Consider the following 19595-nt stretch of genomic DNA (forward strand, 5'->3'; position numbering starts at 1 on the left):
CCTTGATTACAGGCTGGTCGTCTCCTCCTGCGCGGTGTTCCCGTCTTCTGCGGCATCGGGGGTGTCCTCGGCGCTCTCCGCGGTGCGGCGGTAGTAGGGGTGGGTGGAGTCCATCCTGCGGGCGAGGTGGAGGGGGGTGGGGGTGCTTTGGCGGACGTCAGAGGTGATGCCCTGGTTGGTCAGGACGGCGGCGGCGGCTCCGATGAGGCCGCAGTCGGCGTCGGGGCTCTGGGCGATGACGGTGAACCGGGTGGCGGTGTGGGCGTAGCCGTTCTTGTTCTGGCTGCTGCTTTCGAAGCGTGTCTCGTCCTTGCCAAAGCGGCCGGAGGGGCCGGCGGCCCAGGTGCGGGGGACGTTGACGAGTAGGAGGTCGGGGTAGGTGAGGGTGCCGTCGTCGGTGGCGAGTTGGAAGAGGCTGTTGGTGGTGTCGGTGGCGCGCCAGGTGCCGTCGCTGGTGCGCATGTGGGCCCCGGTGGGGCGGCCGATGCGTTCCAGGTCGCTGATGACGCGGACGGTGGCCAGGGGTCGCTGGGCGCGGGGGAGGCTGTGGCCGGGCAGCCAGGACGCCAGCCGGGGCATGCCGGGCGGCGGGTCCTGGCCCAGGGTTTCGTCGGTCAGGCCCGCCCAGATGTACTCGGCGGCGCCGCCGTCGATGTAGAGCACCGCGGGGGCTGCTGCGGGGAGTTGGGTGCGGGTGGCGATGAGGGCCTGCTCGACGATGTCCGCGGCGGCGCGGGCCTGGAGTGTCTCGTCCGCGGCGGCACGGTATCCGCTGACGTCCCAGGCGAGGTCGGCGGCGTGCAGCGCGGTGGTGGCCGGGCTGTGGGGCTGCCACTGCCCGGCCTGGGGGCTGTAGGCCCTGACCTGCCAGGGGGCGTCCTTTCCGCCGGTGGGGCGCATGGCGGTGAGGGTTGCGGTGATTGGTGCCGGTTCGGTGGCGCGGCGCTTGCCGGGTGTGCGGCGCTGGGCGTGGCGGCGGACGTGGATGCCGATGTGCCACCAGTTCTCGAGCGGTAGTTTGCCGAACGCGGCACCGAGGCGGTGGTCGGTGGCGCCGACGCCGCTGAGGATCTCGCGCAGCACGTTCGCGGTCGAGCTGTCGAGGCCGCTCTGTCGGGAGGCGACCTTCTTCGCGCGGTACTTCTCGTTGTAGGGCTTTCCCTCCCGGGTGTGGGTGGGGACCGGCGGCGGGGCCTGCTTGATGTACTGGGAGGTCGCTGCGAGGCGCGCGAGAGCCTGCTTGGAGGGCCACTTGCCGTCCTCGGCCTCGGCCGTCTCGCGGGCTTCGACGCTCGGGTACCAGCGATCGGGGTCCCAGTCGGTCTCGCAGATCGCCGCGACGAGCGTGTCCTCGCGGGTGTGGGGGGCGAGTATCTGCGCCAGGTCCCGCTCGCGCTCCGCGCTGGTGCGCGGTCCGTGGCCGAGGGCGCCGGCCTTGTCGTGCAGGAAGACGACCTTGATGCGCCCACCGGCGGCGGGTTCGGCGACGCCTTCGACGGCCTTCCAGTCCGCGCGGGGGCCCCACTGGGCGGCGATCGCGGCCTTCACCCGGGCGCGGACCTCGTCGGTGCTCCACAGGACGGGGACGAGGAGGGTGCCCACGCCGGCGGCGTCCAGGGCCGCGGGGATCCGTTCGAGGGGGATCGGTCCGCTGACGCGTGAGCCGCTCTCGGTGGGCGGCACCTTGATGCCGGGGACCTCGATGAACACGGGGCTGCGGTGGCTGTACTTCTCGCACCGGGTGTCGATGGCCTCCTCGACGCGGCGGAAGAACTCCATGCCGTGTCCGCGGCCCAGGCCGGGGGTGCGGACGCTGGCCGGGGCGACGGCCCAGACCGGCCCCGGGGCGGTGTCGGCCAGGGCGTTGTCGGCGAGGTGCTCGGGGAAGGGCGGCACGTTCGCGCTCAGGCGGGGCAGGGCGGCGAGGCGGCGGCTGGCGGCGACCGCAGGGACGTTCAGGCGGCGTTTCCACGGCGGGCCGTCGGTGGCCGCGGAGACGACGAGCGGCTGGTCGGGGTTGGCCAGCAGGACGGTGGCGACACCCTTCCAGGAGGTGGCGAGGAGGGTGGTGGTGGCGTTCACGGTCAGCGCGTGGCGCCGGGAGTGCCCGCTGGCGGCGGTACCGATGGTGATACGGGGCAGCAGGTGGCGCACGATGCCCTTGCGGTCGGGTTCGGCGGGCAGTTCGTGGCCGATCGCGGCCAGGCGGCCGTCGGTGCACAGGGCGAAACGGGCGGGGGCGCCGTTGTTGCGGGGCCACTCGAGGGCGGCGAGTTCCTCGGCCAGGCGCCAGCGGGCGAGTTCGCCCGGCCACCAGCCGCGCGAGCGCTTGCCGGCGCTCGGCGGCGGGGGCAGGACGGCGGAGCGGGGCTCGGCCCGGGCGAGGAGTTCGGCCAGCTGTTCGCCGATGCGTCGGCCGTCGGGGCCGGGGACCACGGCTTCGGTCCAGTAGCGGAACACGTCGCGCCGGTCCTCGGTGCTGATCGGCGCTGCGCACAGGAGTTCGTAGCAGCCGTCGTTCCACTGCCAGCGCGCCCAGGTGCCCGCCGCCGCGCGCAGGACACACTCCAGCGCCCGGTAGGGCGGTTGCACGTCCAGACCGGTGCTGACGTTGCGCTTGTACTCGCGCGAGAGCTCCATGGCCAGGTCCATGACGGGGGCGTCGGGCCGGTAGGCGATTACCTCGCCCAGGTCGGCGGGAGCGGTGCGGAACTGCAGCAGGCGGGCCTGCTTGCGGGCGACGCTGTCGAGCGGGCGGCTCATGCGTACTCTCCCAGGTAGGCGTCAAAGCCCGCGCGCAGCGCGGGGAGCAGGTGCTGGGCGTGGGCGTACTCGGCGATTTCCTCGATGGTGTGGCCGTAAGAAGCGCCGAGCTGGGCGAGGTCGTCCTGCGGGGACTGATCGAGCAGCCCGCGGATCAGGGTGGGCAGGTCGGATCCCCAGGTGGGGTCGTGGAAGGCGCCGTCGATGAAGTGGAGCTCGACGTGGGTCTGCCCGCGGCGTCCGCGGCCTGCCAACTGGACGCTCTGCCCGAGGAGGGTGGCGACGAGTTCGTACTTCAGCTCGTGGGGCAGGGCGGAGAAGCGCTTGGGCGCGTTGAGGTTCAGGCGTAGGTGCGCGTCGGCCGCCGCGCGGGCCCGGGCCAGGACGGCGGCGGGGTCGTCGCCGGGCACGGTGTCGCGCCAAGCCCGGGCGGCGACGCTGGCAGCCAGCACCGCCGGGTCGTCGGCCGGCATGACCGGCCGCACACCCATGGCGATCAGGGTGATGGCCGACACGGCGACGCCCTCGAACACGGTCAGCACGTTCAAGCCCCGCTCGGTGCGCGGCAGCGGCGAGATGAGCACCTCGCCGTCGAGATCCGCCAGCTTTGCGAAACGGTCGCGGGTGAGCTGGCCGATCGCGTCGCAGACCGGCGGCAGAGAGGGGTCGGGGGTGTCCGCGACGGCGACGTAGATCCGTAGCCGCCGCCCGAGGGCGAGCGCGGTGTCGTACAGGGTCTGGGCGAACAGGCGGGCCTGCCGGTAGGAGTTGACGGTGATCAGGGCCCGCGCGCGATGCCGGGTGCGCGCCTCTGCGGCAAGCCGGTCCAGGTCGCGCACCAGGCCCGGTGCGTAACCGGCGGCCAGTGAGATGACCCGCTGGTCGCGTTCGCGGTAGGGGGTGCTGCCGACGGCCAAGAGCTTTCCGTCGGCGACGGGGCTGCTGTTGAAGATGGTCAGGCCGCCCGGGAGGGTGTCGGGCATGGCCCAGTCGGGGCGGGCGAGCAGGTGGGTGCGCGCCGCGCCCGGCATGAAGCCGGTGGCGGACATGCCCAAGACGGTGCGCTGGCGGCCGCACAGGGCGAGGGAGACGACGCTGCCGAGGAACTGCGTCTCGGTGTGGGGGTCGGCGCGCAGCACCTCCATCTTCAAACTCGCGTGACTGCCGGGGTCGTCCAGTCCCTCGAAGCGGAACCCGCCCAGCTGGCGGCCCAGCGGGCCGAACGGGACGACGGTGCCGGCGCCCTGGTGACCGATCGCGTCGGCGAGCTCGGAGGCCGCGTCGATGCCGTGCCCGGCGAGTTCGCCGGCCCTGTCCGTCAGGCTGAACATCGTGTGGACGATGGCTGCCAGCCACGTTTTCATCATCAGCGCGTGCAGGACGCCCGCGGTGACCTCGGTGCGTGTGAGCGCCCGCACCGGCTCCGGCCGGTCGAGCCCGCGCTGCGCCGGCACCGTGGACTCGGCAGGTGCTCCGTCGGCTCCGCCCTCGGCAGCACAGAAGGCGGGCAGCGCGGCGGAGACGATCTCCCGCAGTTCGTCCTTGAGGGGGGTCAGCTGCCACTCCCCGCCCTCGTCGATCGTGAGCATCCGCTCCAGCACGCCTGGGACGGGCAGCAGCCGATCCGGCAGGACGGCGCAGGAAGGGCGGTCGCCCGGCCGGGTGGCCACGCGTGGGAGCAGGGCCTGCAGGCAGTCGGCCTGCTCGGCGGTGGCCGCGACCTCGGGATCCACCCCGATCAGGTTCTCCAGCAGATGCCGGTCCCACTGATGGGGCTGGTACCAGCGCTTGCGGTCCTGCAGGACCTGCCGCGTCCGGCGCGGGTCCTGCCCGCGGGCCAGGGCCTGCGCCTGGGCGACCTCGGTGCAGACCTCCTCCCCGGCCACCAGGTCGAGCAGCTGCTCGGCCAGGAACACCGCCCGGGTCAGAGGCCGGCGCACGGCCACCGCCAGCCGCGGCGGCGCCTGGTGCAGGCTGTCGCGAATGCGCCGCAGCACCGTGGTTGGGCGGGAGCGGGAGGCGAGCTCCAGCACGCCGCACTCGTCGAACCCCCGCGACTGGTAGGCGTCGACCTCGTCGACGACCACATAGGACGCCAGGCGCAGAAGGAACTCCCGCACGCTGATGCTGTTGCGGACTTCCCCGTCGATCTCCACCGGAACCTTTATCATCCCTGACTGGAAGCAGGCGTGGGTGGTCACGATGATCCTGGCCGTCGTCGCGGCCTCGACGTGGGAGAACTTCCCGCAGGACGACACATAGGGGCACAGCGCCCGCTCCGGCTGGCCGAAAGCATCCGACGCCGTGACCGTGCACGGCTCCCTGCCCCCCTCGAAGGCGTCGCGTCCCTCCAGATGCGCCTGCGCGGCGCACCCGTAGGCGGAGTTGTTGACGAGGAAGGCGATGTTCGCCGAGGCCTGCGCCAGCGGCACGCCGGTGCCCTCCAGCTTCGCGGCGGAGCGCAGCGCGAAGTTGTAGCGGCTGTTGGGGGCGATGAACGGTGTGGCCGTCTCCTTGACGCCCGCCGCCCGCAGCTCCTGCTGCAAGGTGGCGGCCTCGCCGTAGACGTCGCCGTTGTCGCTGACCACCAGCACGGTGGTGCGGCCCAGGCCCGCCTGCTGGATCGCCAGCCCCCGGCCGAAGACGTTCTTGCCCACGCCTGGGGGCGCACTCAGCAGGTGCATCCGGCCCGGCGGCAGGACGACGGGTTCCAAGGGGCGCTGCCCGCCACCGATGGTCCCACGCAGCAGCAGTGCGATCTGCTTCTCGCGGAAGGCCGGGCCCTTCATGTCCTGGTCGGTGTCCCGACTCTGCCAGCCGAGCTCATCGGCGTGCACCACCAAATCCACCGACGGCGCGGTCACGACTCGAGGCGGCCTGTACACCCCCTGCTCGTCGGGGAAAGCGAGCTGGACCCGGCCACGCGATGTCGGCGCCGACCAGCCCGATCCGCTCGCGACCCGCAGCAGCCGCCGGCGCCTGGCTGGCGCGAGCAGGCGTTCGGCGACGTCCGAAGGGTCCTGCCCGTGAGCCGGCAGCACTTCAAGCGCCCGCCCCCGCTCGCTGTACCCGAGCGCATAGAGAGCGGGCAGCGGGCCGTCCGCGTCCGGGGTGTGGAAGACGTCGTAGACGGTCCGTTCGACGTGGTGCAGTAGCGCCTCCCCCCGATGGCGGGTGCCCAACAGCGTGCCGAGGCGCTGCTTGTCCGCCTCCGACCACTGCTCCCAGCCCGCTACAACACGCGGCGCGTGCCCGCTCAGCAGGACATGGGCGTCCGCGACGCGCACCACCTGCCGCCCGTCGCGGAACCGGGCGGGAAGAAGATACTCGGCCAAGGCCAGAGCCCCGGCAATCGTCCTGCTCACGCCCCCTCCACCTCCGCCACCAGGTCGGCATCGGTTAGCACGCGCGCCCCGCTACCCCGCACCACCCGGCGCAGCAGCGGCAGGTACCCCCGCAGGTGCTCAGGCACCACGAAGCACAGCTCGCCAGGCCCCTCGGGATCCTCGGGCAGCTTCTGGGCCAGCCCGTACGGGTCGGCCCAGGTTTTGACGTCGACGCGCCACGCCCCGGAGCGGCCGGGACGAGTGACATGCAGGTCATAGGCGTCGCCGAACGGCCACAGCCGCACCTCCGCGCCCAAGCCGACCAGCCGGTCGCGCAGCTCGACCTCCAGCAGGCCCGGGAGCGTCACCCACAGCCACAGGGCGTAAGGCAACGCCACGTAGCCCTCCACGGGCAGCAGTGCCGGCAAGGTGCGCAGCTCGCCGCACGGGGCCAAGCGCCAGCCCTCCACGGCAGTCGGCTCGGCCCGGTACCGGGCGCCCAGCAGGCTGTGGCGCTCGTCTTCACACTCGACATCCACCACGCCGTTGGGGCGGTAGGTGGCCCGCATCGTCCATCTGCACATCGGACACGCTGCCCACAGGCCGCCGAACTGCCGCGTTGGGGAGATACCGGTGTACGCGCCCAGCTCGACCAACGCGGTGTTCCGGGACAAATCACGCCGTGTCAGGACGGGCGTGCGGACCATCGCCTCCCGACCCCGGGTGTACGCCTCGAAGCCGGCGGCCCCCAGCGCGCGGAAGATGGCGTGCTGGACGGTCTCGCCGGAGATCCGCGACAGCCCGGCACTCACCGGCAGCATCCCCAACGCCCGCAGCAGGCTGTGCAGATGGCGGATGTCGGCGCCGATCCCCGGGGCTTGGTGGCCGTGCTCAGAGGCCTCCACCGCGAGCCGGTGCAGCACCGAGCTGGGCATGCCGTCGTCATCGAGCAGCCACAGCTTGCCGAGCACTGATCCCTGCGGCCGTCCTGGCAGAAGGTCGGCCACCCGGCTTCCGCGGAGCCGACGGGCGAACACCTCGTACGACGGTGCCTGCTCAAGGACCCCGAACGATCGCACGTAGCGACCATGGCACTCCATCAGCAGCCGCATCCGCCCCTGTGTTTCGCCCTCACTGCTACTCAAGGCCAGCGCCGCGACTACGCAGGCGTCGAGCGCTGCGCGCTGGTCCCCATCGAGTTCTTGAACGGCCGCTGCCGTCCCGGCCACCGTCGACACCCCGGTCCTCCCCGCACCGCATCGAGCCCATGCCACAACCTCAACCCCTCCGCCCTGTGGGAGGGCACGGGAGTTCGGGGACCTTCCCCCGATCCGGTGATCCCGGTCCGACGTGCGCGGTACGGTGGTCTTCCGGAGGGACTGGTGTCTGGCTGCCTTCGGATCGGGGTCGGCAGCGTCGTGCCCCCAACAGTGCTCCCTAGACGACGCGGAAGCTGCGCTTGGCGCACCGGCCGGCAGTGGCGACGGCGCCTGTCGGCGGTGAAGCGGGGGAGGGTCCATGCGCAGTGCCAGCTGACCCCTCGCGACAACCGGGTTCTACGCTCACTCCACGCCTAGCTCCCGCAGCGCGTCGAGCTGCTCCTGGCCGAGTTTGTCGCGCCTCGACCTGTGTTCGAGACCCACACGCCCAGCTTTGCCGGCACCGGCTCGGCTTCCCCGTCGACCGCGATCTCCACGACGGCGCCGCGCGGCACGGGCCGGTGGGCGCCTCCCCGCTCGATCCACTGCGTGAGGTGCGATCTCTCGTGTTCTGCCCGCGTGAGTCACTGAACGACCGAGCCTCCATGGTCGGCAAGGTCCAGAGCCGCCGCACTTCTTCTTGACCAGAGGGAGGTGAATACGCCGAAGCCCCAGACTGTCGGGAACCACAGACGTCGACACCGACGTCTGTGAACCATGAGCGCCGGGGCGGAAGGGGAGGGATCGTGCAGGTTCAGGTCAGCGTTGATGGTGCGAATGACCGTGAGACGGAAGCCGAGTTGAGATCGCTGCACAGTTGGCTTCAATCGGATCGGCAGACAAGGCGTCTCGCGGACCCCCGGTTAGGGGCAGTGAACTCGCCGGTGCGGGGAGCGCAGGGGCCAGTCATCGATGTCCTCTCAGTTGCGCTCGGTTCGGCCTTCAACGCCGCGTCATTGGCTTTGAGCCTCGTCAGCTGGCGCGCCACGCGACCGCGACAGCCCACCCTGACGGTCCGTCGACCCGACGGAACAGCCGTCGAGATCAACGCCGGCTCGTTGGAGGAAGCACGCGCCCTCCTCGAACGGCTCGGGCTCGACTAGACGCGGCCAGCCGTGAATCACCTTCCCTGCCCTGAACGTTCTCGGGCCGTGCTCGTGGGTGCCAGTAGCTACTTGCACCTGGATGATCTGCCCGCCGTGCAGGCCAACGTGCCCGCGCTGAGGACGTTGCTGTGCGGGCCGGGTGCGCCATTTCGAACGGAGAACTGCGCCGCCCTGGTCGACCCGGCCACTACCGTTGAAGTGTCGAAGGCTGTGCAGAAGGCTGCGCGCGAGGCGACCGACACACTTCTTATTTACTACGCGGGGCACGGTCTCCTTGACGACAAGGGGGATCTGCACCTGGCCCTTCCTCAGAGCGACAACGCCTCCGTCTACGACACGGCCGTCCCCTACGACTGGATCAGGCGCCCCATCGAGTCGACGGGAGCAGCCCGCCGTATCGTCGTTCTGGACTGCTGCTATGGCGCACGGGCGTTCGGTGTCCAGTCCGAGTCGGTCATCGACCTGGCGGAGGTGGACGGCACTTATGTCATGGCCGCGGCGAGAGAAACCGCTGTAGCCCTCTCTCCACCCGGGGAGACCTTCACGGCCTTCACTGCTGAACTCATCAAGACTTTGAGCGGGGGCGTGCCAGGCGCGGGCGAACTACTTGATCTTAATGTCATCTTCCGCCATGTACGGGGACGACTGAAGGCCCGGAGCCGGCCGACACCGCTGGACCTGGACCGCAACGGCATGGGCGCCACCCCCTTCATCCGCAACAGCGCCTATGTGCCTGCCGAGCCCCCGACCAACGCCGAGCACGACATGCTGTATGTGCTGGAAGCGACGCCGCGCACCGCGACGGTCGCCCAACTGGTGACATGGGTGGGTCTACTGAGCGAGAAACGCTTGGCCACCGCTGGCGATCTCGTCCGTACGGCTCTGCAGGTACGAGCGGTCTCCGAACTAGCCCCGTTCTTGGCTGCTCTCTTCGAGGCCGGCCATCGTGTCCCGGTCGAGGCTGCACTGCCGACTCTGCTGCTGACGCGGCCCGTGGAGGAGACGGCGCATCTGATGGACCTGTTGCAAGCGATGTGCGCGGAAGAATGCCTCGTCAGCCTGCTGCAGCTCTCCGTACGGTTGCAGCCGACGCAGCAAGCCGTCCAGTTGGCCACGGCTCTTTGTCATGTGGGCCTCGCCGAACACGCGAGGGCGCTCCTCACGGGGTTCGCCCTGACCAGAGACGTGACGGAGGCCGTCCAGCTGATGCAGGAGGTGGCCCACGGCGAGCTGGCCCACGTGCTCTCCGAGGTGGCGCGGTCTGTCGCCGAGCGGCGTGCAGCCTCCGATGTCACGGCCCTGTTCCTGCCTCTGCGCGCGGACGGCATGCCGGACACCGCGGCTCTCCTCTCCCAGGTCGTCGCAGAGAGACGTAGCGCGATCGACGCCGCCGAGATGATCTCCGCCCTCGTGCGGGAAGGGTACGAAGACGAAGCACGGCAGATCTTCGCAGTCGGAATGAGCCAACGCGGCCCTCAGTACCTCGCTGAGCTCGTCGCAGCCTTGCAGGCGAACCAGTTGGTCGACGCCGCGGCCACCGCCCGGCTCCTGGCGGTGCGGCACTGGTCTGACGAGGACATCTCTCAGTTCATCGCGCATTTGCTGGCGGTCGGCCAGCATCGACATGCGCTGGAGGCCGCCGTGGACACAGCGCGAGAGCGGACCGTCGAGGAATTCGCCTCCATTACGTCGCACCTCACCGAACTGATCGCCGACAAGGCCATGGAAGCACTGCTGGACGACGCGGCCCGAGCGTGCTCGCCCAGTCAGGCGGCTTACCTGGTGACCAAGCTGGACTCCGCCGGCCAGGACGGACCGGCAGATCGGATCTTCCGCCTCAGCCTCTATCGCCCCGTAGGTCACGCGGCCGAAATGCTCCACCACTTGGATCAGGCAGGATCACGGCTTCTTTGTGCCGACGAGCTGCCCGGACTATGGCAGACACGCCCACCCAGTGAACTCGCCCGGCTCGCTCTAGCATTGGAGCGATCCCTTCCTCACAAGTCGGAACTACTGCTCAGCGTCGCTGGACGCCCCGTCCATCACGTGGCCACGATGGTGGACAGTCTGGAGAAGGCGGAGGCCAACTCGCTGTCCAACAGGGTACTGACAGCGGTCGTGGCCAACTGGGGTATGGCGCCGCAGGCGCAGCTCGTAATCGCACTGGAGGAACGCTCGCAAATCGGTTGCGCCCGGTACCTGGAGGAACGCGCCTCCCTTATGAAAGGCTTCGCCGACATCCTGCGCACCGCACGCGTCCAGGCCAAGTCTGCGGAGCCCTGGTGGCCGTGGTGGCCGCGGCAACGCTTCGCATACCAACCATCGACGTACACCGAAGTGATGTATCTCGCCAGACCGGACGAAACTGTCTATGACATCGCAGAACGTTACGGCGTGCGCCAGGCCGACATCATCGACGCGAACGACCTCCGCGCTCCCCACACCATCTACGAAGGGCAGGCCCTGAGCATTCCTCTCCAGTCCGACCGCAGGCGTTTCATGGTTCCGCCGTTCCCGCGGCGTCTTGTACCGGGCCGAGTCCACGCGGAGGTCGAGGGGCTGCAGCAACTCCTGAAGCGGGCCGGATACCTCGACAAGCTCGTAGCCGAGAGCGCTTACTACGGCCCCAAGACCTGCCAGGCGGTCACCAGACTCAACCAGGAGCACCTCTTGGGCCGGCCTCCAGCCCCCGCCGACGACCCCCGCATCACGCACAAGGGTTGGGACATCCTGTTCCGCCTCGCCAGAGGCGGGTAAAGACGAAGGAACCCGGGACGACCATGACTCTGAACTTCGACGCAGACCAACCGGTAGTCAGGCTGAAGAGACAGCGAGCGCTGATCAAAGCCGTCCTCGACGCGGGCAGCGCGGACGAAACGCGCTGGCTGGAGTGGAAGTCCCGTGGACGTCTCGAAGGCCGATGGAGCCTTCACCGTCTCGAAGGCGATCCTCGGGTTCGCCAACCGAATGCCCGACGTAGCAGCGCAGTGGGCCGGAGGTCACGCCTACCTCCTGGTCGGGGTTGAGGAAGAGGCGCTGCACGGGGTCGCCACACACGACATCGAGAAGGTCGACACCTGGCTGGGGCGTTACATCGGCGACTTCGACCGCTACCAGTTCACCTACGTCCCTTTCAACAACGGTTAGGGAACGCGGCACGTCATGCTCGTCGATGTCTTCCCTCCACGCTGGGGTGATCCCATCCACCCCCTGCGCAAGGAGCACCAGAACTTCTACCCCGGCACGGTCTTCCACCGGTACGCCGGCAAGACCACGCCCGCTTGCGCAGCCGAGATCGACGCCCTCACCGAGCGGGCACGCAGGGCAGCCAAGCGCGTGAACGTCGACGTCACCCCGGTCACCGGTACCGTCGCCCTGCTGCCTCCCCTGGACGACAGGCGCAACCACATCCTGGACTCTCTGCGCAAAGACCTGATCAAGCAGCTCGACACCGCACGCCCGAGGAAGCAGGGCGCACCGTCAGGTCTCTACTCTTTCGCGGCGCTGTACAACGCAAGCTCCGACTAACGCTCCCCCGAGGCATTCCGACAGGAGGTGGAGCAGTACATCAACGACTTCGACCAGGCCATGCAGGAGTCCCTGGCCCACGCGGTCCGCGCCCTCGTGGAACCTCTGACGCTCAAGCTCACCAACCCCGGCGAGGAGAACCTCACCAAGGTCGAAGTCGTGCTGAGCCTTCCGGACACCGTCCTGGCTCATGTCGCGGACGACGATGAGGAAGTCGCCTGGCCTGGAGTACGGGACAGGAACGATGCCCATCGGGGCCGGGATGATCGCGGGTATGGCCGCCCTGCGGTCGCCGGCCTTCTCCTTGCCATCCCTGCACGCACCAGACATCACGCAAGAAGACGGCCGAACCATCATCCGCTTCGATCCGGTGGACCTGCGCCCCCACGAAACCGTCACCCTCGACCCGATCACGCTCTACAGCATTCAGGAAGCAGCCGCCGAGGCGGTCGCCGGGAAGTGGCGGGCGACAGCGACGAACTTCAGCGGTAAAGAGGAGCGGTCTCTGTCTCTCCCCACACAGCGTCGGTGCCGCGCGTCTCGCCCAGCTCCAGCTCCTCGAACCACAGCTTCGCCGCCGCGGTGAGTACGCGTGACGCCTTCCCTAGCTGCTACAACGTCGACGCCCGCTCCTTGTCCGTGGCCCGCTTCGCTGCGCTGGCCAAGTGAACTGCTGTAAGCGCTGGGCATTTTCCAGATGGCGCCGCCCAATCAACCGAAGACGCTGACCCGCTTGGAGAGCCATGCCGGTCGTCGGCGGTGGTGTGGGGTGTGCGGACGAACAGACACTGACCGACGCGCTCGACCACCTCGACGGCGACGGTCCTACCGCCGCCAGGTCGCCCGCGCCGAACGTCGCACCGGACCGCTGTACTGCGAGCGGTCATGGGCCCGGTTGGCAGCAGGCGTTGCGCCGGAAGTTTCGGGAGATGTCGAGCCAGGCGGCGTTGGATGGAGCAGTTCGGGGCGTCGGGGCGTGGACGCGAGTGAGGTCGGCCGGGTGGTGCGGGATGCCGTCTCGCAGGACCAGGGTGGTGTTGATCACGGTGGTGAAGTCGGTGAAAGGATCACCGTCGATGACGGTGAGGTCGGCGATCTTGCCTGGCTCGACGGTGCCGAGGTCGGTATGGACTCCGAACAGCCGGGTGGGGACGGTGGTGGCGGTCTCAAGGGCCTGGGCAGGGGTGAAGCCGTGGGTGTGCAGGGCGCGCAGGGCAAGGTGCAGAGAGAGGCCGACGGGGACGAGGGGGGCGTCGGTGCCTAGGGAGAGGACGGCCCCCTTGTCGGCGAGTAGACGGTAGTTGCCGATTTCGGTGGCCAGAGCCTGTCGCTGGCTCTTGGTGGGCGGATTGCCGGCGTTCTCGCGGATGGCGGCGACGTCCCAGGGCGGCATGAGGGCCTGTACACGCGGGTCGTCGGCCAGGGCGGGATCGTCGGCGAGGAGGACCTGTGCCGTGAACGGGGTGATGATCAGGGCGAAGGTGCCGTCGGCGTACTGCTGGACGAGATCCTGGTGGATGCGGCCGAGGGGAGTGGTGGCGTGCCCGTGGGGCAGGCGCTGGGTGGCCTGCAGGTGGGTGGTCAGGTCCTGTCCGGCGGCGCGGCCGGGCGCGCACAGGTGGCTGCCGCAGGGCACTCCGAGGCGGTGGGCGGCCTCGGCAGCTCGCGCCATGAACTCGCCAGGGGCACGGACGTAGGTTTTGACGAAGTCGACGTCCAGGGCGCCGGCGCGTTGCAGAGTTCGATCCAGGCCGGCCCGGGTGCGGTGGGCGCGGCCCTTGCTGTAGGCGGTGCGGGAGCCGTCGATCAGCTCCGCGCAGGCCAGCAGGCGAGGTCCTGTGCTGTGACCCGAGGCGAGGGATTCGCGCAGCCGGACGGCTTCGTACAGGGGTGCGCCCAGGCAGGCGGTGGTGGTGATGCCGTAGGCGAGGGCGGTGAGGTGGTGGCGGGCACCGTAGGTGGCGCTGTAGGGGTGGGTGTGGCGGTCGATCAGTCCGGGGATGACGGTCTGCTGGGAGGCGTCGATGGTGCGGTGGCCCGTGCGGCGGGCGCGGTGAGCTTCGACTGCGGTGATGCGGCCGCCGTCGATGAGGATGTCGACGTCGTGGCGGGGCCGGGTGCCGGTGGCGTCCCAGAGCTGGCCGGCGTGGATGCGCAGCGGCGTTTTCTCGGCCGGCCGGCGTCGCACGGTCAGCAAGGTGGGCAGCGTGCGGGTGCGTCGCGCATGGGGGACGTGGTCAAGGGACAGCAGGCGCAGGCGTCCGTTGGAGAGGTAGAGCAGCCGGCTGGAGTCGCGGGACCAGCTGGGGTGGTCGGCTGGTTCGTCGGTGAGCCGGCGGGGCGGCCCGTCCGGGGTGCCGTCGGGGGTGACGGGCAGCAGCCATAGGGCGGACTCGGTGACCAGCGCCATGTGGCGGCCGTCGGGGGACCAGACGGGGCCGGCGGCTGCCCGGTCGGACAGTGACTGGTGCGGGGCGGGCAGATGGCGCCGGTCTGTACCGGTGCGGGTGTCGAGGACCCGGATGAGGTGGTAGCCCTCGCGGAAGCGGCGGTTGAGCCGGTTGCGGTCACAGAAGGCGATGTACCGGCCGTCGGGTGACCAGGTGGGCGCCCCCGGCGGCCCGTCAGCAGCAAGGGGGTGTGCCAACACCCGCTCGGTACCGGTGGTCAGGTCACGCAGCAGCAAATTGCCGGCGATGTCCTGGCACGCCAGAAGGGAGCCGTCCGGGGACAGCGCCGGATGCAGCCGCCCGCCGTCCGTGACCGGCTCGTCGCGTCCGTCACCGAGGTGCAGGCGGCGTACGGCCGTCAGACCGTCCCGGTCGGTGCAGTACAGCAGGGAGCGTCCGTCCGGGGCCCAGGCGGGCATCTGCACGTGATGTACGGGCGCGGCCTGGACGAGTTTGCGAGGCGTGCCACCGACGGACATCAGCCACAGCGCATTGAGGGCGACGAACGCTACCTCGCGCCCGTCGGGGGAGAGGACGGGCAGGTGGACGCCGCGCGCCGGGGCAGGCTCGGTCAGGTCGAGGTCGCGTTGCTTGGGCCGCCGGCGGGGCGCCGGCACGGGCATCCGTGCGTCGAAGGAGACCTCCTCGACGGACGAGGGCTGACTCAGCGTGCGGATGCGGATGCGCCCGTCGGCCAGGTACAGCAGCCTGTCCTCACCCAGCCAGCAGGGGGGAGCTGCCGCCAAGTCCTCGCCGGCGGTGACGACTTTCCCGTCGACCATCAGCGTCGCGCGTTCGGCCGGCAGAGAAGGTGAGTCGCTGCTGCCGGTCAGATGCAGGTAGGCGACCCGGCCCGCGGGGGAAACCGACGGGCAGAGCAGCCGGCCGGACGTCACCGTGCGCAGCACCTGCGCTCGGCCGCCGCTGGCCGGCACGCGGACCAGAGCCAGGCCGCCGTCCGTACCGCCGCCCGGTCTATGGGCGGCGCGGACACACACCAGCGAGTGACCGTCCGGCCACCAGGTGGGATCGTAGTCCTCGAAGGCACCGTCGGTCAGCCGTCTCGGCCGGGGGTTGTCCACGTCGAGGACGCACAGGCCGAAGGAGCCGCCGGACACCGGGTCGTTGCCGCGTTCGGAGGAGAACGCCAGGCGGGTGCCGTCGGGCGACCAGGCAACACCGCGGTCATCCCAGGGCCCGGTGGTCAGCTGCCGCAGGCCGGTGCCGTCAGCACGCATCGTCCACAGGTGGAAGGCGCCGCCGCGGTAGCCGCACAACGCCACCGCCTCACCGGTGGGGGACAGAACCGGGCGGGTGGCCTCCAGGTCCCACTCCGTCACCCGGATGGCAGGACCGCCCTCGCGGGGCACCCGCCACAACACCCCCTGCGCTTCGATGATCAGGACGTGCCTGTCACCGGTGACTGACCCGCCGGTGATCTCCCGATAGCGCAGCACACCCTCCCTGCCGGGCGGATAGGCAGCAGCCGCGGGAAGAGCGGTCACCGGCCATGCTGTCGCTGTCAGTCCGGCGGCAGAGGTCTGCAGGAAGCCGCGACGGCTGACAGAACCGGAGTCCAAGGCGAAACCCTTTCCGGAGCGGAGATGTGAATGACGGCCCGCAGCGAGCAGAATGCGCGCGAGTGGTCAAGGGCGATGCTTCATGCGCAGCACGTGCTGAAACGTGAGTGACGGCCTTCCTATCGGATTCTCCGAGAAAGGAGCTGAGCGCGCGCCTCGCGGTAGTCGTCTTCCTTCGCCCGCAGTTATCCGATTGTGGCGCCTGAACGCTGTCACACTCTCCTTCTCCTTCATCTGAGCGCGCAGCAGTGGATGCGCAGTTTCTGTCGCTTGTTTCGGCACACGCTGCCATAGGGCGGCTCAAAGAGTGCGGACGTCAGCAGGCTGACACAGGGAGATGTTAAGGGGCACGTGGGCGAATTCAGTGCCGTCGATGGTCAGGTCGGGCAGTGCGTCCACCCGGTGGGGTGGACTGCGGGTGGGCTGCCAAGCACAACCCGATCACTGGAAATCTGGCTTGCTCGGCCCGTCACCGTCGGCGCTCTTGGCGCCGATGCCGCCAGTGCCCTTCTCGGGTTGGCGGACTGACTGGGCGTGGCGGAAGACGTTGTGGGGGTCCCACTGCTGCTTGGTCCGTTGCAGGCGGCTGTAGTTGCCCTTGTAGTAGAGCTGATGTGAGCGTTGGCCGGAGGTGTTGAGGGTGGTGTCGTCGAGGTCGATGTCGGGGTAGTTGATGTAGCAGCCGTCCGTGTTGGACGACGTGGTGGCGGGCCGGGCGGGGTCGGGTACGGAGGGCACGCCGCCGGTGGCCTGGTAGACGTCCCGGTAGAAGTCGCGGATCCAGCGCAGGTGTGGGGCTGCGATACCCGAGTCCTTCTCGGCGTCCTGGTAGTCGTACACTCCGTTGCTGTCGGCGTCCTTGTCCCAGCTCCAGTAGGTCTGGTACTGCAGTTTGAGGACGGAGGTCCGCTGGGGCACGGCGGTGTCGCCGGCCTTGTGCTTGTTGACCGCGCCGCCGTAGGAATCGACCTGCAGCAGAGCGTCCGGGTTCTTGTAGCCGGTGCTGGTGAGGTGGCGGTGGATCGCGTCGATCTGCTGCTCGGTGAAGGCCTTGGTGTGGTAGGCCGACTTGTACTTGCCGCAGCGGTTGGGACCCGAGTCGTTGAGGCTCTGGGTGGCGGTGAGCCAGGGCAGACGTGTCGGGATGAACGACTCCTGCTGCGCGGGGTGCTCGCCCATCTGCCGGTCCAGGACCGTCTCGCTCACGTGGGGCCGGCTGCCCGTGCTGAACTCTTCCGTGATGAAGTCGAGGAACGCCTTCAGCCGCGCGGGTGAGTCCGACCTGGTGCCGTCGAGCTGGACGATCAGACCGACCTTCTTGTTGCTCATGTGGGTGAGTTTGAGCAGGGTGAACATGTCGTCGTACCCGTAGGAGCGAATGAAGTCTGGGCCTGTCTTCTCCTGCTCGTGTTGGAAGAACTGCCCGTAACGCCGGACCAGGGACTTGAACAGATCCGGTCGCGAGCGCAGGTCCTTCCATTTCCAGGCGACGGACCTCAGCAGGACCTGCGCGGGTGGCTGGGGTAGATCGCGGAACCAGTACCGCGTGATCACACCGAAGTTGCCCCCTCCACCGCCGGTGTGTGCCCACCACAGATCACGCAGGGCGGAGTCGTCGGAGTCCTTGCGGGCGACAGTGACCTTCGGGGTCTTGCCGTCGGCGACGGTGACCACCTCAACGGCGTACAGGTAGTCCACGGTGAGGCCGAATTTCCTGGACAGCAGACCGTAGCCGCCGCCGGAGATATGACCGCCACTGCCCACCGAGTAGCACGAGCCGCCGGGCAGGGCCCTGCCGAACGACCGGTACAACTGCGTGGTGCTCTGCCAGTTCGTCGCCCCGGCCTCGACGCAGTACGCGTCCATCGACGCATCGTAGTAGGCACGGTTCATCTGGCTGACGTCGATGATGACGCCGGTGTCGGGGGAGGAGACGAAGTTCTCGTAGCAGTGGCCGCCGGAGCGTACCGTGATCCTACGCTTGGCGTTGTTCGGCTTCCCGAGGAACTTGCTGAGTGCCGCGACCACGTCCTCCTTGGACGTGGCCACCACGACGTAGTCGGGGTTCGCGATCCAGCGCTGGTTGAAACCGCGCCGCAACGCGTCGTAGCGCGCGTCGCTCTTGTTGACCTCGATGGGGTTTGCCGCCATGACTTGCCTTCCTGGATGGAGCGGTGAAGAGGGTGATGACGCACAGCGGCAACATGGCGCTGCTATGCGCTGGAAAGGGCTCATGGTCCTGCGCGTGGTATGCATGGGTGCACTCGAGGTCGATTCACCCTCCAAGCGCGCCGTGGCATACCTGCTGGTTCGCGAGTGTCGGCTTTGACGGCTGGCAGTTGCCGGTGTAGTCACGGCACCCCCGAACGGGCGGTGGGTGGGAGAGGAAGCTGCCGATACTGGTCTGGGAGGAGGTCCTGATACCAGCGGACAGATAACACGCTGAGTTTCCTCCTATCGCTCGGACGCGGCGCCTCATGACCCTCCTGGTCAGCTAATGCCGCAGGAATTATTCGCGTAAGCACAGGTCCACACGAATGAGTAGGCGCACGCCGGAGCGCCGTACGCGCCTCCACTCTGCCGACAGGAACGCTCCGCCGCGGACCGCGCACCGGCGTACACCAAAGTGACGCGAGACCGAAGCTGTCCTGCTTTCATGGCCGCTGCGGCGCAAGGGTGGTACACCTCGTCGGGAGACACCCGGCTATGGAACTGGTCGGTGCCCAGGTCGCAGCCACACAGCGGACGGTCGCCCACCGCGGTCACGGCTCCCGCGACAGGCAGCAGTGACCGTGTCGCAGGGGCTGTCCTGCTCGGTATGGCACCAGCTGCGGCCGGTAATGCCTCGACGACAGGGGCAAGCGGTACGGCATGCCCGCGCGGGCGCCCGGTGGCTGCCGAGCCGGGGCGACCGTCCGGTTCACCGAAGGGACGGTTCCCGCGGCGGCAGGTCACTGGCACTCGACGGGCCCTATGCCCTCGCACGAGTCCGGTGCGCACCCGGCCTGGCGTCCTGCTGGTTACAGGCACGCGTTCGCAACAGCGGGGCCGCGGCCGCTGGCCGCAGCGACACCCGAACTCATCGGCACCCCCTCCGGTGCGCGACGTCGGCTGCTCCACGGGTGCGGAACCGGTCGTGCTCGGTCAGGCCGAGTGTGCCCGGTCTTCACCCGGACGAGGCGTGACGCGGGTGGCAGGCCGGACGTTGGCACAGTCAGCGGGCGCGGGTAGCGGCCCGTTCGGTGGTCGGCGGAGGCAGACGAGTATGGATCTTGCGGCGGTCCGGGCCGTACTCGACCCACGCGATGGTGTGCGGTGGCAGGCGGGGGACAAGCCGCGCGGCCGTGACGTGCACCGCGCCAAACCCGGCAGTGAAGCCGCCTTCAACCCCATCGCCCCCGCCCTGGCCAACGCCCTGCGCGACGCCACCGGCATCCGCTTCACCACCCTCCCGCTGCGCCCCGACACCCTCTGGGCACGACTGAACCCGAACGCCCCGCCCCAAAGGCCGCCAACCGCAGCAGACCAGCCGCCACTCCCGCCAGAAGGACCGGCCGGTGGCTGACAGCGCCGCATCCGAAGCCGCCGGGACCGACGGGCACGCCGGCTCATCGGATGCCGAACGCCGAGGGGGCCATGACGT

10 protein-coding genes are annotated in these 19595 nt (G+C 69.5%); 5 read left to right on the forward strand and 5 right to left on the reverse strand.

What is annotated here, in order from left to right; all coding sequences use genetic code 11:
- Positions 1-6: 6 nt before the first annotated feature.
- The 3 genes from ACFYO5_RS36245 to ACFYO5_RS36255 are packed head-to-tail and all read right to left on the reverse strand — an operon-like array spanning position 7 to position 7327.
- On the reverse strand, positions 7-2763 hold the full coding sequence (locus ACFYO5_RS36245; RefSeq protein WP_388717543.1) for an RNAseH domain-containing protein: 2757 nt from the start codon (positions 2761-2763) through the stop codon (positions 7-9).
- Positions 2760-6128, reverse strand: a complete 3369-nt coding sequence (locus tag ACFYO5_RS36250; RefSeq protein ID WP_388717546.1) for a hypothetical protein — start codon at positions 6126-6128, stop codon at positions 2760-2762. Before ACFYO5_RS36250 ends, ACFYO5_RS36245 begins: the two co-directional genes overlap by 4 nt.
- The gene (locus ACFYO5_RS36255) at positions 6125-7327 is read right to left on the reverse strand and encodes a hypothetical protein (protein ID WP_388717549.1); all 1203 of its coding nucleotides are present in this window, start codon (positions 7325-7327) and stop codon (positions 6125-6127) included. Before ACFYO5_RS36255 ends, ACFYO5_RS36250 begins: the two co-directional genes overlap by 4 nt.
- Positions 7328-8034: 707 nt before the next feature.
- Here ACFYO5_RS36255 and ACFYO5_RS36260 point away from each other — a divergent pair.
- The 4 genes from ACFYO5_RS36260 (at position 8035) to ACFYO5_RS36275 (ending at position 11922) form a co-directional block, all read left to right on the forward strand.
- The gene (locus ACFYO5_RS36260; RefSeq protein ID WP_388717552.1) at positions 8035-8391 is read left to right on the forward strand and encodes a hypothetical protein; all 357 of its coding nucleotides are present in this window, start codon (positions 8035-8037) and stop codon (positions 8389-8391) included.
- A 48-nt stretch (positions 8392-8439) separates the two neighbouring features.
- Positions 8440-11151 (forward strand): LysM peptidoglycan-binding domain-containing protein, encoded by a 2712-nt coding sequence (locus tag ACFYO5_RS36265; protein ID WP_388717555.1) that lies wholly within the window; start codon positions 8440-8442, stop codon positions 11149-11151.
- Between the two features lie 144 nt (positions 11152-11295).
- Positions 11296-11541 carry a hypothetical protein gene (locus ACFYO5_RS36270; protein ID WP_388717558.1) on the forward strand — a complete coding sequence of 82 codons (246 nt, stop codon included), beginning with the start codon at positions 11296-11298 and terminating at the stop codon, positions 11539-11541.
- 15 nt (positions 11542-11556) lie between these two features.
- Positions 11557-11922 carry a hypothetical protein gene (locus ACFYO5_RS36275; RefSeq protein WP_388717560.1) on the forward strand — a complete coding sequence of 122 codons (366 nt, stop codon included), beginning with the start codon at positions 11557-11559 and terminating at the stop codon, positions 11920-11922.
- A gap of 883 nt (positions 11923-12805) precedes the next feature.
- On the opposite strand, the gene ACFYO5_RS36280 is transcribed toward ACFYO5_RS36275, so the two are convergent.
- Both ACFYO5_RS36280 and ACFYO5_RS36285 read right to left on the reverse strand, forming a co-directional pair.
- Positions 12806-15877 (reverse strand): amidohydrolase family protein, encoded by a 3072-nt coding sequence (locus ACFYO5_RS36280; protein WP_388717564.1) that lies wholly within the window; start codon positions 15875-15877, stop codon positions 12806-12808.
- A 516-nt stretch (positions 15878-16393) separates the two neighbouring features.
- Positions 16394-18103 (reverse strand): FAD-dependent oxidoreductase, encoded by a 1710-nt coding sequence (locus ACFYO5_RS36285; RefSeq protein ID WP_388717567.1) that lies wholly within the window; start codon positions 18101-18103, stop codon positions 16394-16396.
- Positions 18104-19217: 1114 nt separating this feature from the next.
- Between ACFYO5_RS36285 and ACFYO5_RS36290 the strand changes: the two genes are divergently transcribed.
- Positions 19218-19517, forward strand: coding sequence for a hypothetical protein (locus tag ACFYO5_RS36290; RefSeq protein ID WP_388717570.1), 300 nt, complete (start codon positions 19218-19220; stop codon positions 19515-19517).
- Positions 19518-19595 lie beyond the last annotated feature (78 nt).

It is taken from the genome of Streptomyces sp. NPDC006259, from assembly GCF_042870975.1.
Lineage (GTDB): Bacteria > Actinomycetota > Actinomycetes > Streptomycetales > Streptomycetaceae > Streptomyces.